Genomic DNA, 21,267 nt, shown 5'->3' with positions numbered 1-21,267 from the left:
GATTGAGTAGTGATAACCCGACTTTTATTGCTTTAAGGCAAGAAAAGTTACGCCATAACTAATATTATCTTAACTAAAAGTTGTGTCATGTTTTAAAAGATTTATACTAATTTTACAATATGAATACGCCACTAGCAGAACGTTTACGTCCTCAAAATCTAGAAGACTACATTAGCCAACAACACCTTGTTGGACCTAATGGTACGTTAACTAAACATATACAGCAAGGTTTAATCCCATCGATGATTTTTTGGGGTCCACCAGGTATTGGAAAAACAACCTTAGCCAATATTATCGCTAATACATCTAATAGACCTTTTTACCAGTTAAGTGCTATAGCTTCTGGTGTAAAAGACGTTAGAGATGTTATACAAAAAGCTAAAGAAAGTGGCGGATTATTTACTGCTAAAAATCCTATTTTATTTATTGATGAAATCCACCGTTTTAGCAAATCTCAACAAGATAGTTTACTACAAGCTGTAGAAAAAGGTTGGGTTACATTAATTGGTGCAACTACCGAAAATCCTAGTTTTGAAGTCATTTCGGCATTATTGTCACGCTGTCAGGTTTATATTTTAAAAGCTTTTGAAAAAAACGATTTAGAAGCACTTTTAAAACGTGCTATTGAAAAAGACGAAATCTTATCTCAAAAAAACATAAAACTTAAAGAGACTAGTGCGTTATTGCGTCTTTCTGGTGGAGATGCTAGAAAGCTTCTTAACATTTTTGAATTAATTGTAAATGCCGAAACTAATGAAAAGATTATTATAACCGATAAGATGGTTATGGATAAGGTTGAAAATAATACGGTACGATATGATAAAACTGGTGAACAACATTACGATATTGTTTCAGCTTTTATAAAATCAATTCGTGGTAGCGATCCTAACGCTGCAGTGTATTATCTTGCTAGAATGGTTGAAGGTGGCGAAGACGTGAAATTTATCGCTAGACGTATGTTAATTTTAGCTAGTGAAGATATTGGTAATGCAAATCCTACTGCATTAGTTATTGCAAATAGTACGTTTCAAGCGGTATCTACCATTGGTTATCCAGAGTCTAGAATTATACTTAGTCAATGCGCAACGTATTTAGCATGTTCTGCAAAAAGTAATGCTGCGTATATGGCTATTAACACAGCACAGCAATTAGTTAAACAAACTGGTGACTTAAGTGTACCGCTTAACATACGCAATGCGCCAACAAAACTAATGAAAGATATTGGTTATGGCGAAGATTACAAATACAGCCACAATTATACAAACAATTTTGCAGCGCAAGAGTTTTTACCAAAAGAGATAGTAAACACAACTATTTATCAACCTGGTAATAACGCTAGAGAAAATGCACAACGCGAATTTTTAAAACAACGTTGGAAAGATAAATACGGCTATTAATTAAAATTTAATAGCTATAGGTTCTAGCTCTAATTTACCATTTACTTGTGTAGCAATTACCCAATTGTTATTAATCTTATAAAGCACAGCATCTTTACCCTTTACAATATACAAATCCTCTTTACCTGAATATAAAATAGTGTAAACGGTTTGACCATTACTGTTCTTTAAATTATAATTTATAACTCCAAAAGCTTCGGCTATTAATGTGTTGTTTTCAATATTATTTTTGGTGTTGTTAACTGGAGATTTAGTCTTTGTATCTTCTGCATCAGATTTATCAACAGTGTCTTTTATTGGTTCTTGTTTTACTTTAGGTACTGTAGTAACAACAACTTCTGCTTCATTGTTTTCTTTTGCTTCGTATTTATGTGTGAAATTAGACAGACTATTTAAAGCATTTCTAACAGCTTCGTTAAATGCAACTATATATTTTTTTTCTCTGGATTCTCCAATATCAGTTGTGTAAACTTCTTTTCCGTAACAGTCTTTAAATTGAAACTTTAGTTTTGTTTTAAACATACCAGACTCGTCTATCACACTTGTTCTTAAAACCAAACAATTGTCTTTTACAGCATCTTCTGGCAGTGTTTCGTTTTCCATAAGTACTTTAAAATTTTGTTTTTCTAATAAGAATTTTGTCAAACCATTTAGTCTATACTGGTTTGGTTCTTTTTGAAAATCATACTGCTCTTTTACAATTACATATTTATAATTATTTAATTGTTCTTGTGCAGACAATACAGTAGTAAATAAAACTGTAATTATGGTTACTATTTTTAAAATTTTCATGAGTTTATAAGTATGTTTTTATCTCTAATAGATGATTAATTGTTTTTATTGATTGATCAATTTTTTCGTTATGGTAGTTGTAACAAATTGCGTCTAGACCAATATTTAAAGCACCTAAAATATCAGCTTCATAGTTATCACCTATCATAATACTATTGCTTGTTTTAGCATTGGCCAAATCTAAAGCATGATTAAATATTTTAGGATTTGGTTTTTTTACACCAACCATTTCAGAATTTGTAATAGTATCAAAATATTGGATGATGTTGGCTTTTTTCATTTTATGATGCTGTACCGCTTCAAAACCATTGGTTATAATATGTAATTGATATTTAGGTTTTAAATAGTCTAAAATCTCTAAAGTACCTTCAAATAAATGATTATGATTTGACAGATTGTCTATATAATCATCCGATAATTGATTAATTACCTCTGCTTCTACTTCAATATTTAGCGCATCAAAAGTATCTTTTAATCTATAAAATCTTAGATGTTCTTTACTTACTTTTTCTTCTCTATAAAGTTTCCAAAATTGTAAGTTCAATGGTTGATAAACTTCTAAAAACTGTGGTAAGTCCACTTGTAAATCATTCTTTTTAAAAATGAAATCGAATGTTAAAGCCGAATTTTTATCAAAATCCCAAAGGGTATGATCAAGATCAAAAAATATGTGTTTTATGTTAGTCATTTACAGATTTTAAAATAATATTAAATAAGCTTTTAAAATGTTTCCAACGCGGTATATTACTAAATGTATAGTTATGAAACACAGGAACAAAATTACCGTTAACAGCTTTTATTTGACGGATTAACTTTTGTAATACTTCTTGTTTATCTAATAACGAATTGTGCTTTAAAAAAGCAAAATCTAAAGCGTGATAAGGAACTATTTTAAGTGGCGTTTGTATTTCGTAATCTAAATCATAGAAAAAAAACGGAGTACATGTTCCTGCTCTAAAACCTAAATGGTTTACATAACCCATTGTATAGTCTTCTGGTATTTCTAATTCTACCAAATTACGGTAAGATTCTGGTAAATTTACTTTAGAAAAAGATTGTCTAGAACCTGCAATATTAGTGTTAATTATTGCCTCCATCCTACTCTTTTCTTTTTTTAGTAACTCGATATCTGTAAGTGCAAAAAAAGACGATTTTATCCCTACTTTACAATAGTCTGCAACATGTTTTATTAACGACACAAACTTTTGTTTTTGACTATTTATATTCTTATCATATGTCGAATAATCGCCAACTAAAAAGAAAAAAATAAATTTAAAAGATTGCTTTTTTTGTCTGTTAAGTATGTACTTGTAAGTATCGTAAGGATCTTTACGCATGCCTAATAATACACCAAAACGCTCGTAAACATCTTTAAATCTGAATGCAAAAAAGTCTTTAAATGTTCCGCCATAAGTTCTCATAATTCCTTTTAACTTGTATTTATAAGCAGATGGAACATCTATAACTGGAGTTACAGAATATTTTTTTTCTTCAAAAACATAATCAGGAAAATGCTCAAGCAGTAAATTTTTAAATTTATAAGCCCAAATATCAACAACTGGTTGTGTTAAAAAGTTGTTGTTGTAAGCAAGGCTTTCTTCAGCAGGAAAACGTCCATAATTATCTTTTACGTGTGGTAAATATTCTTCATATCTACTAATTAAATAAAACGTTGCTGCAAAAATATCAAACGGTAAAGCACTTTTTTCTCCTGTAGGGAAAAAGCATTTAGTGTCTTCCCAATCGTAAATATTTATGTCAAGATCTGATAACCCTTGCTCAAATAACAAATCATTAGATCTTATAAACACTTCGCTACTTAAAGGTTGTTTGGCGTAAGACATTTTAAGGCTGTCATGTGCTATAAAATCTTCTATAGTTGTTGTAAAATCTACAGGTATACCTAAAATCCTTGTACATACTTGTTTAAAAGTATATTTAATACGAGGCGTTATTTTATGTGTGTAGACTAGTAACATTACTATTTAAAATTTCAACTTCAAAAGTACCATTTTCATTCTTAATCTAAGTGCAATGCTAGATAACTTTAATACAATTTTAAAATTATAGTAATGCGCTATCTGCAAAACTAAAATAAGCGTTTTCTGTAATTATTAAATGATCTAAAACACGTATATCCAAACTTTGAGCAGCTAATTTTAATTTTTGGGTAATATCTTTATCGGCTTGACTAGGTTTTAAGGTTCCTGAAGGATGATTATGTGCCATAATTATTGCAACTGCACCTACTTGTAGCGCTTGTTTTAAGACCAAACGCGTATCTACCAAAGTACCTGTAATTCCGCCTTTACTTAGCTGTAATTTATCAATAACTTTATTAGAATTATTAAGGTAAATAATCCAAAATTCTTCATGTGGTAGCTCGCCAATTATTGGTTGCATTAACTCAAAAACAGATTTGCAAGAGGTGATTTTAAATTGCTGTAAGGCTTCTTCTGCTCGTCTACGTCGTCCTAATTCTAAAGCTGCAGCAATGCTAATAGCTTTAGCTTCGCCAATGCCTTTAAATTGCATTAATTGTTTAATGCTTAATTTTCCTAACTGGTTTAAGTTATTATCTACGCTAGATAAAATGCGTTTACATAAATCTACAGCGCTTTCTTCGCGGTTTCCTGATCCAATTAAAATAGCGACTAATTCGGCATCACTTAAGGCTGTTTTTCCTTTTTTTAGAAGCTTTTCTCGTGGTTGATCGTCTTCCGACCAGTTTTTTATTGAAAAAGATGGCTTTTTTTCAGACATTTGATAAAACTACACAATATTTTGTAATTTTTAAACATCAAAAAACCAACTAATTATCTTTATATGAAATCTATTTTTGAAACCGAAGCTAAAGCTGAACTATTAAACCGTTTAGAAAATCTTGAGGCTGAATCTTCTGCTAAATGGGGAAAAATGAACGTTAACCAAATGCTCGTGCATTGTCAAAAACCTATCGAATTAGCTCTAGGCGAAAGCACTATTAAAAAACCTAATTTTTTAATGGGTATGATGATGAAACTTGTTGCGCCAAGCCTTTACAACGATAAACCTTGGAAAGAAGGTTTACCAACCGCTAAAGAATTTATTATAGTTAACACTGAAGCTTTTAGCTCCGAAAAAGATAAATTAAAGTCTAAAATTGAAACCATGAGCACATCTAAAGACTATTTTGAACCTAAAAAGAAACATCCAATTTTTGGTACGTTTACAGCAGACCAATGGGGAAAAAGTGCTTACAAACATTTAGATCATCACTTTAGACAATTTGGTGTGTAGTTTTGACTATGCTCAGCTATCAATTTGACTACACTAAGCTTGTCAAAGCTTAAAAACACTTCGACAAGCTCAGTGTGACAAAATAAAACTTTAAATACTTTCAAACTTAAAAAGTGTATCCTCCAAAAAAACACCAAGATAATGACCAGCTTCATCATATTGAAGTGATAAAAACGTATCCGTTAGCTACATTAATTTCGGTAAAAGATAATCAACCTTTGATAACGCATTTGCCTTTAATTTATCGCGAAACCGATGGTAAACTTATAGGACACATAGATATTTATAATCCGCAAACGGACTTGCTTCAGCATGAAAATGAAGTGACCATAATATTTTCTGGTCCGCAATGTTACATTTCGCCAAGTATTTATACGACAACACAATTACCAACTTGGAATTACATTAAAGTACACCTTACCGGAACTGTTACCAGAATTGAAGACAAAGCTGCTTTAAAACAGTCTTTAATTACGATGACCAAGTTTTTAGAAGCGCCAGAACACAACTACGTTTTAGAGCCTGACAACCCAAGATTAGATAAAAATTTAGACTATATTAAATTGTTTGAAATAGATATTAAAACTTGGGAAGGCAAGTTTAAACTCTCTCAAGACAAACTACCAAAAGACAAAGAAAACGCCAGACAACAATTAATTAAAAGTAGTCAAGATAGTATTAAGGCGTTTTTGGATAAAGTATTTAAAAATTAAAATCATGAATATACTAACCAACATTATCATAGCCATAGTAGCCTTGCTTCACCTCTATTTTTTATATTTTGAAATGTTTGCTTGGGAAACCAAAGGACCAAAAATTTTTAGGCAGTTTCCTAAAAATTTATTTACACCAACCAAAGCATTGGCGGCAAACCAAGGATTATATAATGGGTTTTTAGCTGCTGGATTAATTTGGACGTTTTTTATCACTAACCCAACGTGGAAATCTAACATTGCATTATTCTTTTTAGGTTGCGTTGCTGTTGCTGGTATTTATGGCGCATTAACCGCATCTAAAAAGATATTTTTTGTGCAAGCCTTACCGGCTTTGATTGGGATTTTATTGGTGTTAATCAAATAAATTATGTTTAAGAGCGAATTTAAAAGAATTGCAGAAAAAGAAAACGGAAAATTTTATTTTGAAGATAAAGATATTTCGATTGGTCTTGGTGTTAGATCTCCTAATGTTATCTATATAATTAAGTTTGAATATAACAATAGTTATTTTACCATTTACAATAGAACAGGCGCTGCTTATGTTGGCGAAATTAGTTGTGATTTACCATCTACAACTCCAATTACACATTTTGAAATCACTTCGATTTCACATCTTTTAAATCTATTTATAAGAAAGAAAAGCCGATTTAAAATTAAAAGTGAAAACAAAAATTTAAATTACTTTCTGGAGAATAACTTAGCACTTAAACAATTAAATAAAATCGCAAAAAAAGAAAATTTTAGTCCATTAATACATACATATTCTGATAATAAAAAGAAAAAAATAATCACAAAATACCATCTAGAATTTAACAACTGGACCCAAGTTATTGAGCCTATAATTGAGTTATTTAAAAACCTAACTGACGAATTTGAAAAAGGGATTTTTAACATTAGTGAAAACTCTTATCGTGAGATGAACTAAATAAATTCAATTTAAAAATTATCTTTATACGTTACTTTAACATCTCTAATTCTAAACAGAAAAAAAATAGTCTCTTAGTTACTAAAAAGATTCTCTAATATGTATTGGGTACATCTTTTTTAATCTATTATATTCTCTTTTGTAAGCTTCAGATCCAAATCCTACAGCATTATTAGATTGTGGATAAACCTTAAAATTCTTTTGTTCTTTTTCTCTTAATTTTTCTACTGTTTCATAATGGATAGATAGCATATCTATATAATCTTGATATGTAGTATTATCATCATAAATGTATTTAATGTAAGTCTTAGCGTTTATTTTGTTCTTAAGAATAGTAGAAAGATTGTTTTTAGTAATTAATTCTCCATCAACCTCGATTTCTTTTTTTAATTGAATCAATAAGGAATCTTTAAAATGATTTTTATAGTAATTTCTTATTTGGGAATAATCTGGAGATAACGGACGATTAATGCCTTTCCTTTTATTTTCGATGTCTAAAACATCAAAAGATATTGTTTTGAATATACTTTTACTTTCCCATTCGTTAAAATGCTCTTTGCTGTCTACCGCTATATAATTGATTCTCGAAATATTATTTTTTAAAAGTTGCACTTCTAACTGTTTTATATATAATAATTTCAAATCAGCATCTGCAAAAAGATTAACTGTCAGTCTTAAAACAACTTCTTCCCTAACACTACTTTTCATTTTTGAAATAATATCCTGTAGTTCATTCAACTTAATTTTTTCTTTTTCAGAAAGCCTTCTATTTTCAACATAAATGTCTAGTTCTTTTTTTGAATTAAGTTTTAATCTTAAATTGATAACATTAAACCTTTGATAATAATTGGGACTTGAATAATTAGAGTAAGGTAAATCTATAATTGGATTGTATTTTAAAGCGACTTTTTCCAATCGTTTATAATCTGTAACGTCAAATTTTGCTAGTGATAGTATTAAAATCACAGTGGTTATAAAGTGGATGAATAAAATTTTATACTTACGCTTTTTAAGTATTTGTATTAATGTTTTCCAAATATCTAGATATAGAACGATTATGATTAAAATTTGAATTGGATAGTAAAAAAATTCGTTTTTAAAATTGATTCCGTTTGCTGCAAATACTCCAAAAACAACTCCAATTCTTAAAAACCAGTGTACAAAATTAGCACCTAAAAATACTTGATCGTTTAAAATGCGTTTCTGTTTAAAACTTCTTCTATTTAAAGCTTTTGATGGTCTTGAAAAAAGATAACTTATAAAAACAGAGTTACCTATCATTACAGAAATTGCAGCGTAAAACAAGTTATGCTTGTATTTTTCGGACTCTGAAATTTCTTGAGGAAATTCTATAAAACCTAATTCAATTAATCTAAAAACATGATCTAAGACATAAAAAAAAGAGTATAAGACTATAGCACTAAATAGTCCATAACAAATGGCTAATCCAATTCTGGTCTTACTAAAAGTATTTGGATAAAAATTAGAGTCAAAAAATAGTCTAGAAAACATAAAGTCTTTTCATATAAGTACTAAAAACACAGTATATGTTACTTAAAATGAGTAACCTTATTTAAATTGTCATTCAGCAATCGATACGAAATCCAATATATTCGGCACATTTAAAGTTTCCTGCCTACGCAGGAAAAACACTACTCAATCAATCCTTTTACAGCATCAAAATCCAATCCGCTATGATTACTGCTAATTAATTATTAGTATAATTTAATTTTAAAACCTTTCAAAATAAGGAAATTCGAAAATAGGGAATATTGAATTACTGTTATTATTAATAAATATTCTCTCTCTTACTGATGATGTAATATAAAATGGGTTTGATGTTACTAAAACATTAGATATGTAATCTGAATAAGAATAAAAATCAGAATAATCTTCGGATACAGCCTGTACAGCGTCTAGGTTTCCATTATTTATTAGTTCTGTAATATCTGAAGCTATTAACCCATCTGGTATTGTAGGTACTGTTATCTGGTTAGAGTTGCCGTCAAATATAAATTCAATTTTAACATTTTGATTAGCTAATCTCGCTCTTCCTACTTCATATCCAGAAACACCATTAAAATTAATTGTATTACCAGTATAATTAAAACTAACATTAAGATTTGGTACACTTATACTTGATGGTGGTAAACCAACACCTTCTTTACAGTAATTACCAACCCTTAAAGAATAAAAATTATCATTAAAAATATCTGCATATGAATAATTGTATAAATTATTACTACCCGATAAAGAGGCATCCCAAAACACTTGATGTCCATTTATATCATTATAAGATACTGTATCTTCAAAACCATATATACTTAAAAACGGAGTATCATTACTATTATTTATTTGAACACTACTGTTTACAACATTACTAGTTGTAAAATCAGAAATATTCAATACAGATATTAAGTTAGGGTTATCTACAAACATCCATTGATAATCTGAATTATCATTGGTGTTGTAATATTGTATAAATGCTTTATTTGATCCTAGGTTATCATTATAAGACGTTGAGAAGTGACCTGATAACTCATCATTTATATAAACATAATTATAACCTCTTCCTGCCGATTTAATCATGTATCCATTTTGATAAAAAGGTAAATCCATTACGTTAGTATCTACGCTAAGAGCATTTGGTCTTGGTTGAAATGTAATTGTATTACCAACAATACTTTTAGTTAAGTCACTGTATACATAAATGTTATAAATAGCATTTTCAAACTCTTCTATAAATGTTAATGTATACTTTGCATTATCAGTAAAATTTAAATCTTCTGTACATAGTTTAATTACTTCTGAAAAATCAGAATGTGTTTCACTATCTAAATAATTACCGTTTTCGTCAGAAAGAATAACATGAAATGTATCTATATTAGGTCTAGTAAAGTTGTCTGGAAAATCTATGTTTACCACAAATAAGGAAACAACATCAATACTTACTGATTGATTGGATGTATTATTAGCAATATCAGTCATTTCAAAAGACAGTTCTTGTGCTCCTTCGTAAAGTTGAGTATCTAACTCTAAGACAAAATTATCATTACCATTAAACTCAGAAATCAAAGTAGGTCCTATATACACTTTCACACTACTTATACCTGCAATTTCATCTGAAACACTAGGGTAAATCACTGCGTTTTCTCTACAATAATATATTGTGCTAGCTATTGAGTTTAAATCTAATATTGGACCTGTGTTGTCTATTTTTATATCAATACTTTTTGAAGCCAATACAGATGTGTTAGATAAAATTTTAATTGTTAACTCATGATCTCCATCTTCAAAATCTTGTACAGGAATATTGAATGAATCTGTTGGTACTTCATCAAAAGATTCAACTAAATTATCATCTATAAAAACATCTGTCCTACTAATATCAAGGTTTTCTAAAATTGTAATAGATATATTGTCTGTAGATAATAATATTCTATTTTGTTGCAAATCATTTGAAGAACCATTTTCTATTAACTGAATTGAGATTATCGATGGATCTATATTTTGACTTTCTACTGTTTTAATAGAATTTTCTTCATTTGAGCATGAATTGAAACCAATAATTGATAATAGAATTACTAGAAATTTATGTAGTGCTTTCATTTTATTTTTTTTTAAATTATAGAATTTATAGTAAACTTTTTAATTCTTCAAAATCCAATCCGCCATAATTACCGCTACTCATTAACAATAAAGCTTTGTTATCAAAATTTTGAGAGAACAGATAATTTTTAAAATCGTCTGGATTGGTATAAATAATTAAATCGTCACGCTCAAAAGCATCTGCTATTTGTTTGTGTGTTACCGCTTCTAGTTTTTTAATTTCTACCGCATGCGGACTATAAAATACTAGTGCAACATCTGCTGCATCTAAAGCGCCTTTATATTCTTTTAAAAATTCGGCATTTAAACTACTATAAGTATGTAATTCTAAACACGCAACCAAAGTACGATCTGCGTATTGTTCTTTAACTGCTTTTGTTGTTGCACTTACCTTACTTGGCGAATGTGCAAAATCTTTATAAGCAACGCTATTATAGGTTTCGGCAATTTTTTCTAAACGTTTGCTTGCGCCTTTAAATGTTGAAATAGCTTCGTAAAAATCATCTTCATCAATTCCCATATGTTGGCAAATCCATTTTGCACCAGCCAAATTATTTAAGTTGTGCTTACCAAACACTTCTATTGGCATTGGTCCTTCTGGAGTTTCTAACAATGTTTCGCCATCTTCAACAGTATATTCTGGTGTGTGATATGGTAATTTTCTAATTGGGTTTTCGCTAGCTTCTACAATGCGTTTTACAGCTTCGTCTTCTTCGTTAAAATTTATACTTCCGCCACGTACAATACTATCTACAAAGATTTTAAACTGTTCTTCATAATTTTCATAAGTCGGAAACACATTAATATGATCCCAAGCAATACCGCTTAACAATGCAATATTGGGTTTGTATAGATGAAATTTTGGTCGTCTATCTATCGGACTACTTAAATATTCGTCACCTTCTAAAACAATAAAATCGTTATCCTCGGTTAATTTTACCATCACGTCAAAACCTTCTAATTGTGCTCCAACCATAAAATCGACATCGCGATCATGGTAATGCATAACGTGTAAAATCATAGATGTTATTGTGGTTTTACCATGACTACCACCAATAACAACTCTAGTCTTATCTTTAGATTGCTCGTATAAAAACTCTGGATAACTGTATATTTTTAAGCCTAATTCTTGAGCTTTTAATAACTCTGGATTATCTGCTTTAGCGTGCATTCCTAAAACGATAGCATCTAAACTTTCGGTAATTTTCTCAGGAAACCATCCAAATTGTTCTGGCAATAATCCTTTAGCTTCAAGACGTGATTTTGAAGGTTCAAAAATCGTGTCGTCACTTCCTGTTACTTGATATCCTTTGTTATGTAATGCTAATGCAAGGTTGTGCATTGCGCTTCCGCCAATAGCTATAAAATGTACGTTCATGGTTTATTTTTGAAGATGTTTCAAAGATAGTTGTTTTGATACTAATTCCCGAATAATTTAAATGACGAAATAAACTTGATTATTTTACAGAGATATTAATGTTTATTAACTCTTTAGCTAATTTTTGAGATAATTTTGACACGAATTTCACGAATATTCACTAATAAAATAATTAGATAGCTTAATTTCAACTAAAGACTAAAAACTGTTTACTGCTTACTGCTTACTGCTTACTGCAAACTTTTCTTAAATTCTTTAAACACATCAATGTCTGGCAATTCACCTAAAGCTAATTCAATATATTCTAAAGCTTTATTAGTTTCTTTTTTATGCTTATAGATTTGAGCTAAACGGTAATTTGCCCAAGCTTTTGGCACACCATCTTTAGCCGAATAGTTAAAAATATAACTTTTTAAACACGATTCACCTTTATCTAATTGCACATTATATTCTGCACTTACTTTTCCAATTTGGTAGCGCAAACTATTTCTAAAATGTACGCTTTGCTCGTTTTCAATATTTTTAATTGCCTTTTCAGGTTGTTTTTGGTTTTCGTAAAAGCTTGTTAATTTACTGTAACACGTAATAGAGCCGCCAACTTTAATCGCTTTTAGGTAATAATCTTCGGCAAGTTCTGGCTCGTCATCATATTCATAAATATATCCTTTTGCTAAATAGCCATCAACTTTAGATAGATTTTCAAGCTCGTTAGCATATTTTAAAGATTTGCTTTTGCTACCGCCAATTATACCTGGTAATTGCATGTATAACTCTACTAAAGCCCAACGTGTTTCGATATGATTTGGATCTAATTCGGCAGCTTTTAAAAATGCTGCTTTCACATCATCTATAATTCCTAATGCTTTAAATTTGCTTACAGATAAGGCTTTCATCCCTAAAGCGCCACCATATTTGTAATGGTAATTGGCTTCGGTTGGTTTAGCTTCGGTTAACTTTTTATATTGTTTTGCTGCATCGTCCCATTTTTTTTGATGTCCGTATGCATCGCCTAATAATTCTATTGCTTCTAGATTATTTTGGTTATTATCCACAAAAGTTACTAATTCATTTTCCGCTTTAGTAAATAGTTTTTTTGCAATAAAAGCTCGACTTTTTTCTAAAGTAGACTGACCTAATAACACAAAAGGAAAACAACATAAAATTATTAATAATCGCATAGAATTAATTTTCATAGTTACAAAATTAACATTCTCTTGGTATTGTTTTTGATTCTTTTGCATTAATTATGGTTAACTTTAAAAATAGACAGTTTTACTAATCAAAACTACACATTTACGCATTTAGTATTTTAAAACTAAATGTTTAAAAATACTTTGGTATAAAAAATTATAAAATGAAACATTTATCTGCACTAATAATGATATTACTTTTTGCTTCTACTTACGCCCAAAATAATTATAAAAAAATATGGGAAGATGTAGAAAAACATGAACAAAACGGACTTCCAAAAAGCGCTTTAGACGTTGTAAAAACGATTGAAACCTTAGCTAAAAAAAACAAAGACAACGACCAGTTTATAAAGACATTATTTTTTAAAAGTAAATACGCTTTAATTTTAGAAGAAGACGCGCAATTAAGCATTATTAACGATTTTAAAACTGAAATTACTAACAGCCAATCGCCTATCAAAAACGTATTACAAAACCTATTGGCCGATTTGTACTGGCAATATTTTAATCAGAATAGATATAAATTTTATAATCGTACAAAAACCGAAAGCAAAGTTGATAACGAAGATTTTAGAACTTGGGATTTAGAAACTTTATTTACTCAAATACAAACGCTTTTTAATCAATCTTTAGAAGACGAAAGCGTTTTAAAAACAACGCCAATTAATCAATTTGAAGCCATAATTTTACTTGCCGAAAACTCGCAAACATATAGACCTAAGTTATATGATTTATTGGCGCATAATGCATTAGACTTTTTTAAAACAGACGAGAACAGCATTACAAAACCAGCATATAAATTTGAAATTGATAACGAAATCTATTTAAGTGCTTCATCACAATTTTCTACCCTAAAACTTGACGCTAAAGACAGTACATCTTTACAACTACAGGCTTTAAAAGTGTATCAAAAACTAATTCAATTTCATCAACGAAATAAAAATTTTAAAGCGTTAGTTGATGTTAATATTCAGCGTCTTGACTATGTCTTACAACATGCAACGTTTAATAATAAAGATGAAATTTACCTTCAAACATTAAAAGATGAAATTTTTAGCATAAAAACAGATGAAACAGCTGCGCTTTACGAATTTGAAATTGCCGAAAAAACCTTTCAAAATGGCTTACAATTCGATGCAAAATCTAATACCGAAAATCGTTGGCTAATACAAGAAGCTTTAGCGATTGTAGACAATATTATTAAACGTTTTCCTGATAGTAAAGCTGCTAAAAACAGTACAATTTTAAAACAACAAATTTTAAATAAAGAACTACAAATTACTACCGAAACGTATATTCCGATTCAGCAAAACAGCCGATTTTTGGTACGTTATAAAAATGTAGAAAATCTTGAATTCACGCTATACAATTTATCAAAAAATCAGTTAGAAACATACAACAAAACCTATCGTGAAGACGAGCGTTTAACCTTTATTAAATCCTTAAAACAACATAATAATTGGAGTAGCAACTTAAAAAATGAAAACGATTACCAATCACACACAACAGAAGTTGTTGTACCAAAATTATCTAATGGTAGCTATTTAATTCTTGCTAGAGCCAATAGTGATTTGTACGCTACACAAATCTTTCAAATTACCGATTTTGCGCTAACCGAAATGGAAACCAATAACGACGTTATTTTTCAATTAATAGACAGAAATAACGGGCAACCTATTCAAAATGCAACTTTAAATATTACGTATCGAAAAAATTACAAAAACAAATACCACAACTCGACATTAAAAACCGACGTATTTGGTAAAGCTACCTTAAAAAAAACACCAACTTATCTTTCAGACGTTAATGCAGAAGTTGTCCACAACAACCAAACCGCTTATTTTGGGGATTATTACATTGGCAGAACATACAATAATAATAACAAAGAAGAAACACGTTATAACACATTCGTTTTTACAGACAGAAGTATTTACAGACCTAGCCAAACTGTTTATTTTAAGGCAATCGCCATAAAAACAAGTAACGAGAAATCTGAAGTGTTACAAAACGAAGCTGTTTACGCTATTCTTTATAATGTAAACAATGAAGAAGTTGGTCGTTTAGAATTAAAAACTAACGATTTTGGATCGGTTGCTGGCGAGTTTATTTTACCAAATTCAGGTTTAAACGGACGATACAAAATTCAAATTTTAGGAAAAAATCACACCTTTGATAATGGCAGACATTATTTTTCTGTTGAAGAATACAAGCGTCCAAAATTTGAGGCTAATTTTAATCCAATCACCGAAACCTTCAAAATTAACGATAGCATTACCATAAAAGGTAACGCAAAAGCCTACGCAGGTAGTAATATTAGCGATGCTAAAGTCACTTACACCGTAAAACGCAAAGTACAATATCCAACTTGGTGGTACTGGCGCAGACCTTATTTTAATAGCGAGTCTCAAGAAATTACACACGGTGAAACCACAACAAATAATAAAGGTGAATTTGATATTACCTTTAAAGCCATACCAGACCAAAGTGTTGATCAAAAATCACAACCTGTTTTTAATTACGAAGTCACTGCAGACGTCACCGATATTAATGGTGAAACCAGAAGCTCAACTACAATCGTCAACGTTGGCTATCATGCTTTAACAGCAACTATGTCTGTAAAAAGTGAATTAGATAAAAGCAATAAAGAGCATGTAATTCAAATCGATACTAAAAATTTAAATGGCGAATTTGTTCCTGCAAAAGGCACCATTAAAATCTACAAACTTAAAGCGCCAAATCAAGTATTAAGACATCGTCCTTGGGACTCACCAGATTATCATAATTTAAGTGAAACTGAATTTAAAACGCTTTTTCCACATGATGCTTACAACAATGAAGACGATAGCCAATTTTGGGATAAAGGTGAACTGGTATTTTCTGAAGAATTCAATACTGAAAACACTAAAGACGTTAAACTTGGTAATATCAAAAAATGGAAATCTGGTAAATACCTTATCGTTTTAGAAAGCAAAGATAAGTTTGGACAATTAGTGAAAGATGAAACTAGAACAACACTTTACAATGAAAAAGATAAAACTGTTTCAGACAACCAATTGTTTACCATTACTACAAATAAAGACAGTTACCAACCTAACGACACTGCAATAATCACATTTGGTAGTGCAGCGACAAACCTTACTGTTTTTATTGATATAGAAAAAGATAAACGCATCATAAATACCTATAAATATGAGTTAAACAACGAAAAGAAAACCATACGCATTCCTATTACAGAAAAAGATGTTGGTGGTTTTGCTGTACATTATAGTATTGCTGTTTTCAATAGCTATACCACTAACACATTGGCTATTTCTGTGCCATATCCAAAAACCGATTTAGAAATAGAAACCACAACCTTTAGAGACAAAATACAACCAGGAACGGACGAAACTTGGAGCTTCAAAATTAAAGGTCCAAAAGGCGAAAAAATCTCAGCAGAATTATTAGCCAGCATGTACGATGCCTCTTTAGACCAATTTAAATCACTTAATTGGGATTTTAATCCGTTGTACCAACCTACTTACAATTCAAATCATAACAAAAACAACGGAAACAGTTTTGGACAACGCGGATTTAGAGTCATCAATAACAACAAGAATTACTATAGCTATCCAACACAACAATACGACCAAATTAATTGGTTTGGGTTGAGTTTTGGCAATAATTATAGATATGATGCTTTACGAGGAAGATCTTCAGGTTTTATTGTTAAAGAAAAAGCTATAATGGAATTTGCTGCTCCAAATGATGAAGTCTTTTTCAAAACAGCTGATTCAATTGTTTATGACAAAGACAAAAAAAAGGCTTTGATTTATTCAACTAAAACTGAAACATCAGGAGGATTTCTGATTACTGAATCAACAACAAAAACAAATGATAATAAAACAGATTTCAGCACTGTTACAATTCGTAAAAACCTACAAGAAACAGCATTTTTCTTTCCGCAGTTACAAACAGACAAAGATGGTAACGTTAGTTTCAATTTTACAACACCAGAAGCATTAACTACATGGAAACTACAATTATTAGCGCATACAAAAACTCTGAAAAGTAAAGTTTCAACTTTAGAAACAGTGACGCAAAAAGAGCTTATGGTTATACCAAACGCACCACGTTTTTTACGTCAAGGTGACCAAATAACCATTAGCACTAAAATTGCCAACTTATCTAATAACGATTTATCAGGACAAGCTAAATTAATATTGACTGATGCGGTTTCTGGTGAAGATATTACAGATAAATTGGTCGTTGAGCGTAGTCGAAACGATAATAACAATTCGCCTTCTACTACTATTCAAAACTTCACCGTAGACAAAGACAACAACACACAAGTCGCTTGGCAACTATCTATTACAGATACGGTAAATGCTGTTCAATATAAAATTGTAGCAAAAGCAGGAGATTTTAGTGATGGCGAACAAAGTGCTTTACCAGTTTTAACCAACAGAATGTTAGTTACCGAAACATTACCAATGTGGATTAGAAGTAACCAGACTAGAACATTTACACTAGATAAGCTTAAAAATACCTCATCAAGAACTTTAAAACATCATAAATTAACATTAGAAATGACTAGCAATCCTGCTTGGTACGCGGTACAAGCTTTACCTTATTTGATGGAATATCCTTACGATTGCAACGAGCAAACCTTTAGTAGATATTACGCTAATGCGTTGGCTAGTCATATTGCAAATAGCAATCCGCGTATTCAAGAGGTATTTAATCAATGGAAAAATACCGATGCGTTGATTAGTAATTTAGAAAAAAACCAAGAACTTAAATCTATTTTAATTCAAGAAACACCTTGGTTACGCGATGCGCAAAGCGAAACCGAACAGAAAAAACGTATAGCGTTGCTTTTCGACTTAAATAAAATGAATAACGAATTGCAAAACGCTAAAAACAAATTAAAACAAAACCAAATGTCTAATGGTGCTTGGGCTTGGTTTAATGGCGGACGACCAAACCGTTTTATTACGCAACACATTATCACTGGTTTTGGACATTTAAAACAACTTGATGTTACTCAAAGCGACAGCGAAGCATCAATGATCAGAAAAGCAATCCAATATTTAGATTCTGAATTTATAGAAGAACACAACAACTTAACTAAATACAATAAAGATGTAGATTTAAGCAAAGACCATTTAAGTCATATGCAAATTCATTACTTGTATATGCGTAGCTTTTTCCCAGAAATAAAAACGTCTAAAGAGGTAAAAACTATAATGGATTATTATCAGTCCCAAATTCAAAATTATTGGTTAAGCAGAAGTCTATATAACAAAGGATTAATGGCTTTAATTTCTTTCAGAAATAATGACACTAATACCACGTCTAAAATTTTAAATTCATTAAAAGAAACCAGTATTACTAGTGAAGAATTAGGTATGTATTGGAAGTCTAACGAAAATTCTTGGTATTGGTATCAAGCACCAATTGAAACACAAGCGTTACTAATTGAAACATTTACTGAAGCTGGTAATGTCATTCAAAATGAAACGAAGAATTTAGAAACCATAGATAATCTTAAAATCTGGTTACTTAAAAACAAGCAAACCAACCGTTGGAAAACAACAAAAGCTACTACCGAAGCTGTTTACGCATTATTACTTCAAGGTAGCGATTGGTTAAGTGTAACCGATATGGTAGACATTGTTTTAGGTAATCAAAAAATAGATCCTAATACTATGGAAGACGTTAAAGTTGAAGCTGGTACTGGCTATTTTAAAACGTCTTGGTCTGCTAACGAAATTTCGCCTAAAATGGCGGAAGTAAAAATTTCTAAAAAAGGAAAAGGTATTGCTTGGGGAAGTTTATACTGGCAGTATTTTGAAGATTTAGATAAAATTACCTCTGCGGAAACGCCACTTCAACTAAAGAAAAAATTATTCTTAAAAACAAATACAGATACTGGTAAAGCACTTACCGAAATTACTAAAGCAACCAAACTTAAAGTTGGCGATTTAGTAACCGTAAGAATCGAATTAAGAAGCGACAGAAATATGGAATTTATCCACATGAAAGATATGCGTGCAGCTGGTTTAGAGCCGACCAATGTGATTAGTCAATACAAATGGCAAGATGGTTTAGGCTATTATCAAAGCACAAAAGACGCAAGTACAAACTTCTTTTTTGATTACTTACCAAAAGGCGTTTATGTGTTTGAATATGACTTACGTGTTAATAATGCTGGTAACATGAGTAATGGTATAACTACTATACAAAGCATGTACGCACCTGAATTTAGTAGTCATAGTGAAGGCGTAAGAATTGATGTTGAATAAAAATGTAAATATTGAAAACCAAAAAAGGCTTCCAAATTTGGAAGCCTTTTTGTAAGAAATTAGCTAATAAGTCTTAAAAAATTATATTTGTCCCATAAAACCAGTAAACAAATGAAAAAAATCACAGTAATTATTTTATTATTAGTCACTTTTATCGGTAACGCACAAGATGTATCAATGACTAAAAGTGCCATTTTTAAAGACTCAAAAAAAAGTAGCTCTTTAAAGTTTTCTTTAGAAGATGATAATGGCGGATTAGTAACAATTAGAGCTTTTTATGGCGGAATGGCAAGAAAATTAAAAGGCTATTACATTCAGCATTTTGACTCTAATTTAAAATTATTAAAAGAAACAGAATTTGAAGTAGATAAAAATACAATAAAAAATGCTTTTATCAAAGATGGTAAACTTCATTTAATAGAATATGTGTTTGACAAGAAGGCAGATAAAATTAGTTTTAATGCCTTATCAGCAGACCTAAAAACTTTAAAATTTAACTCTAAAGAGATTCTATCGCTTTCTGAAGAAAATCAAAAAAAATATTTTGGGTTTGCAGTTTTCCCTATAATAATCAGCAACTTTTCTCAATATGACAGTAACCATGCTGGAGAAGTTGTAATGTCAAGTGGCAATAATTATTTTGTAATAAACTTTGATATTAATAACAAGGATCAAGAAACTCACAAAGTTTTTGTATTCAATAACAATTTTGAAAAAGTTTATGAGCAAACGATTCAGAAAAATATTAAAGATAAATATTTTGATTACGAAAGTATCGATATAGACGACAACGATGGTACTGTTTATTTTTTAGGTAAATCTTTTGAAAATGAATCAAGAAGATCTAAAAAAGATGGTAAAACTAATTACCATTTTGAACTTTACAAAGCTAACGCTAATGGTCAATCAAGCGTAAGTTTTAAAAATCCAGATAAGTTTATTTCGTCCTTAGAATTAATAAAATCAAATAACCGCGTTGCTTGTGTTGGTTTCTATGGAAAAAAAGATGAAGGTAGAATTAATGGCGCTTGTTTATTTAATTTAGATCCTGAAAGCTTAAGTATGCAGAATAAAAAATTTACTCCTTTTTCTGATGAATTTTTAACAGATAAATACGGAAACAGAGAAGGTAAAAAAGAACGTAAAAAGAAAAAAGGAATTAATAATATAGACTTTAAAGGCGTGTATATGTTAGCTAATGGAGACATCATTATTAATGCTGAAGAATTTTACATAACTACGCATACAACTATGAATGGTAATGGAGGAATGACAACATATACTATTTACCATTTTGATGATATTATGAGTCTTAAGATGAATAAAGACGGAGATTTAATTTGGGCTAGAAACATTAATAAAAGACAAACTGGTTTTGCTACTAGCTCTTTTACCTCTATACCTGTTGGAGACAACTCTTATTTCTTTATAAACTGCTCTGATAATATTAAAAAATTAAGTGCAGATCGTATTGCTTTTAAACAAACAAAAGCTAAAAGATCTAACTTATATATGATTAAAATAAATAATGATGGAAAATTTGACTTTGAAAAATTAATAGACGATAAAGATTCTAAAGTATACTATAAAGTTAATAATGGTAATGTAAACCTTAACGATCAAACAGTAATATTAACTGGTAAACGAAAGAAAAACACTAGAATATTAAAACTTAAAATAAAGTAATAAAAAAG

15 protein-coding genes are annotated in these 21,267 nt (G+C 30.1%); 7 read left to right on the top strand and 8 right to left on the bottom strand.

Features of this window, described 5'->3' with window-relative positions; genetic code table 11:
* Positions 1–119 precede the first annotated feature (119 nt).
* Complete coding sequence (locus IFB02_RS08665) at positions 120–1,397, top strand: replication-associated recombination protein A (RefSeq protein WP_106687680.1); 1,278 nt, start codon at positions 120–122, stop codon at positions 1,395–1,397.
* Here the strand turns inward: IFB02_RS08665 and IFB02_RS08660 are convergent, their stop codons facing one another.
* The 4 genes from IFB02_RS08660 to radC form a co-directional block, all read right to left on the bottom strand.
* On the bottom strand, positions 1,398–2,189 hold the full coding sequence (locus IFB02_RS08660) for a hypothetical protein (protein ID WP_106687681.1): 792 nt from the start codon (positions 2,187–2,189) through the stop codon (positions 1,398–1,400). It lies immediately after the preceding gene.
* 4 nt (positions 2,190–2,193) lie between these two features.
* The gene (locus IFB02_RS08655) at positions 2,194–2,877 is read right to left on the bottom strand and encodes a YjjG family noncanonical pyrimidine nucleotidase (protein ID WP_106687682.1); all 684 of its coding nucleotides are present in this window, start codon (positions 2,875–2,877) and stop codon (positions 2,194–2,196) included.
* Entirely contained in the window at positions 2,870–4,168 is a 1,299-nt protein-coding gene (locus tag IFB02_RS08650; protein WP_106687683.1) for a polysaccharide deacetylase family protein, read from the bottom strand. The genes IFB02_RS08655 and IFB02_RS08650 overlap by 8 nt, the downstream gene beginning before the upstream one ends.
* An 85-nt stretch (positions 4,169–4,253) precedes the next feature.
* Positions 4,254–4,952 (bottom strand): RadC family protein, encoded by a 699-nt coding sequence (gene radC, locus IFB02_RS08645; RefSeq protein ID WP_106687684.1) that lies wholly within the window; start codon positions 4,950–4,952, stop codon positions 4,254–4,256.
* A gap of 63 nt (positions 4,953–5,015) precedes the next feature.
* Here radC and IFB02_RS08640 point away from each other — a divergent pair, with 63 nt between their 5' ends.
* The 4 genes from IFB02_RS08640 to IFB02_RS08625 all read left to right on the top strand — a co-directional run bounded on the left by IFB02_RS08640 (position 5,016) and on the right by IFB02_RS08625 (position 7,109).
* Positions 5,016–5,468, top strand: a complete 453-nt coding sequence (locus tag IFB02_RS08640; protein WP_106687685.1) for a DUF1569 domain-containing protein — start codon at positions 5,016–5,018, stop codon at positions 5,466–5,468.
* A gap of 113 nt (positions 5,469–5,581) precedes the next feature.
* The gene (locus IFB02_RS08635) at positions 5,582–6,181 is read left to right on the top strand and encodes an FMN-binding negative transcriptional regulator (protein WP_106687686.1); all 600 of its coding nucleotides are present in this window, start codon (positions 5,582–5,584) and stop codon (positions 6,179–6,181) included.
* A 4-nt stretch (positions 6,182–6,185) separates the two neighbouring features.
* On the top strand, positions 6,186–6,548 hold the full coding sequence (locus IFB02_RS08630) for a DUF1304 domain-containing protein (protein ID WP_106687687.1): 363 nt from the start codon (positions 6,186–6,188) through the stop codon (positions 6,546–6,548).
* 3 nt (positions 6,549–6,551) lie between these two features.
* On the top strand, positions 6,552–7,109 hold the full coding sequence (locus tag IFB02_RS08625) for a hypothetical protein (RefSeq protein WP_106687688.1): 558 nt from the start codon (positions 6,552–6,554) through the stop codon (positions 7,107–7,109).
* 81 nt (positions 7,110–7,190) lie between these two features.
* Here the strand turns inward: IFB02_RS08625 and IFB02_RS08620 are convergent, their stop codons facing one another.
* The 4 genes from IFB02_RS08620 to IFB02_RS08605 form a co-directional block, all read right to left on the bottom strand.
* Positions 7,191–8,621 carry a hypothetical protein gene (locus tag IFB02_RS08620; RefSeq protein WP_106687689.1) on the bottom strand — a complete coding sequence of 477 codons (1,431 nt, stop codon included), beginning with the start codon at positions 8,619–8,621 and terminating at the stop codon, positions 7,191–7,193.
* Between the two features lie 219 nt (positions 8,622–8,840).
* Complete coding sequence (locus IFB02_RS08615; protein WP_106687690.1) at positions 8,841–10,718, bottom strand: hypothetical protein; 1,878 nt, start codon at positions 10,716–10,718, stop codon at positions 8,841–8,843.
* Positions 10,719–10,743: 25 nt separating this feature from the next.
* Positions 10,744–12,096, bottom strand: coding sequence for a UDP-N-acetylmuramate--L-alanine ligase (locus tag IFB02_RS08610; protein ID WP_106687691.1), 1,353 nt, complete (start codon positions 12,094–12,096; stop codon positions 10,744–10,746).
* A 230-nt stretch (positions 12,097–12,326) separates the two neighbouring features.
* Positions 12,327–13,337, bottom strand: a complete 1,011-nt coding sequence (locus IFB02_RS08605; RefSeq protein ID WP_223878828.1) for a tetratricopeptide repeat protein — start codon at positions 13,335–13,337, stop codon at positions 12,327–12,329.
* A 113-nt stretch (positions 13,338–13,450) separates the two neighbouring features.
* On the opposite strand from IFB02_RS08605, the gene IFB02_RS08600 reads away from it, so the two are divergent.
* Both IFB02_RS08600 and IFB02_RS08595 read left to right on the top strand, forming a co-directional pair.
* The gene (locus tag IFB02_RS08600; protein ID WP_106687692.1) at positions 13,451–19,573 is read left to right on the top strand and encodes an alpha-2-macroglobulin family protein; all 6,123 of its coding nucleotides are present in this window, start codon (positions 13,451–13,453) and stop codon (positions 19,571–19,573) included.
* Positions 19,574–19,684: 111 nt separating this feature from the next.
* Complete coding sequence (locus IFB02_RS08595; protein ID WP_106687693.1) at positions 19,685–21,259, top strand: hypothetical protein; 1,575 nt, start codon at positions 19,685–19,687, stop codon at positions 21,257–21,259.
* Positions 21,260–21,267 lie beyond the last annotated feature (8 nt).

Origin of the sequence: Mesoflavibacter profundi (assembly GCF_014764305.1) — a bacterium.
GTDB classification, from domain to species: domain Bacteria; phylum Bacteroidota; class Bacteroidia; order Flavobacteriales; family Flavobacteriaceae; genus Mesoflavibacter; species Mesoflavibacter profundi.
Note: the sequence above shows the minus strand (reverse complement) of the source record. Positions and strands in the feature narration are given on the sequence as shown.

Coding starts and splice junctions, on each gene's coding strand:
- radC (WP_106687684.1), bottom strand. CDS start 4,952: ATGTCTGAAAAAAAGCCATCTTTTTCAATAAAAAACTGGTCGGAAGAC.
- IFB02_RS08650 (WP_106687683.1), bottom strand. CDS start 4,168: ATGTTACTAGTCTACACACATAAAATAACGCCTCGTATTAAATATACT.
- IFB02_RS08655 (WP_106687682.1), bottom strand. CDS start 2,877: ATGACTAACATAAAACACATATTTTTTGATCTTGATCATACCCTTTGG.
- IFB02_RS08665 (WP_106687680.1), top strand. CDS start 120: ATGAATACGCCACTAGCAGAACGTTTACGTCCTCAAAATCTAGAAGAC.
- IFB02_RS08600 (WP_106687692.1), top strand. CDS start 13,451: ATGAAACATTTATCTGCACTAATAATGATATTACTTTTTGCTTCTACT.
- IFB02_RS08630 (WP_106687687.1), top strand. CDS start 6,186: ATGAATATACTAACCAACATTATCATAGCCATAGTAGCCTTGCTTCAC.
- IFB02_RS08640 (WP_106687685.1), top strand. CDS start 5,016: ATGAAATCTATTTTTGAAACCGAAGCTAAAGCTGAACTATTAAACCGT.
- IFB02_RS08625 (WP_106687688.1), top strand. CDS start 6,552: ATGTTTAAGAGCGAATTTAAAAGAATTGCAGAAAAAGAAAACGGAAAA.
- IFB02_RS08610 (WP_106687691.1), bottom strand. CDS start 12,096: ATGAACGTACATTTTATAGCTATTGGCGGAAGCGCAATGCACAACCTT.
- IFB02_RS08595 (WP_106687693.1), top strand. CDS start 19,685: ATGAAAAAAATCACAGTAATTATTTTATTATTAGTCACTTTTATCGGT.
- IFB02_RS08605 (WP_223878828.1), bottom strand. CDS start 13,337: ATGCAAAAGAATCAAAAACAATACCAAGAGAATGTTAATTTTGTAACT.
- IFB02_RS08660 (WP_106687681.1), bottom strand. CDS start 2,189: ATGAAAATTTTAAAAATAGTAACCATAATTACAGTTTTATTTACTACT.
- IFB02_RS08620 (WP_106687689.1), bottom strand. CDS start 8,621: ATGTTTTCTAGACTATTTTTTGACTCTAATTTTTATCCAAATACTTTT.
- IFB02_RS08615 (WP_106687690.1), bottom strand. CDS start 10,718: ATGAAAGCACTACATAAATTTCTAGTAATTCTATTATCAATTATTGGT.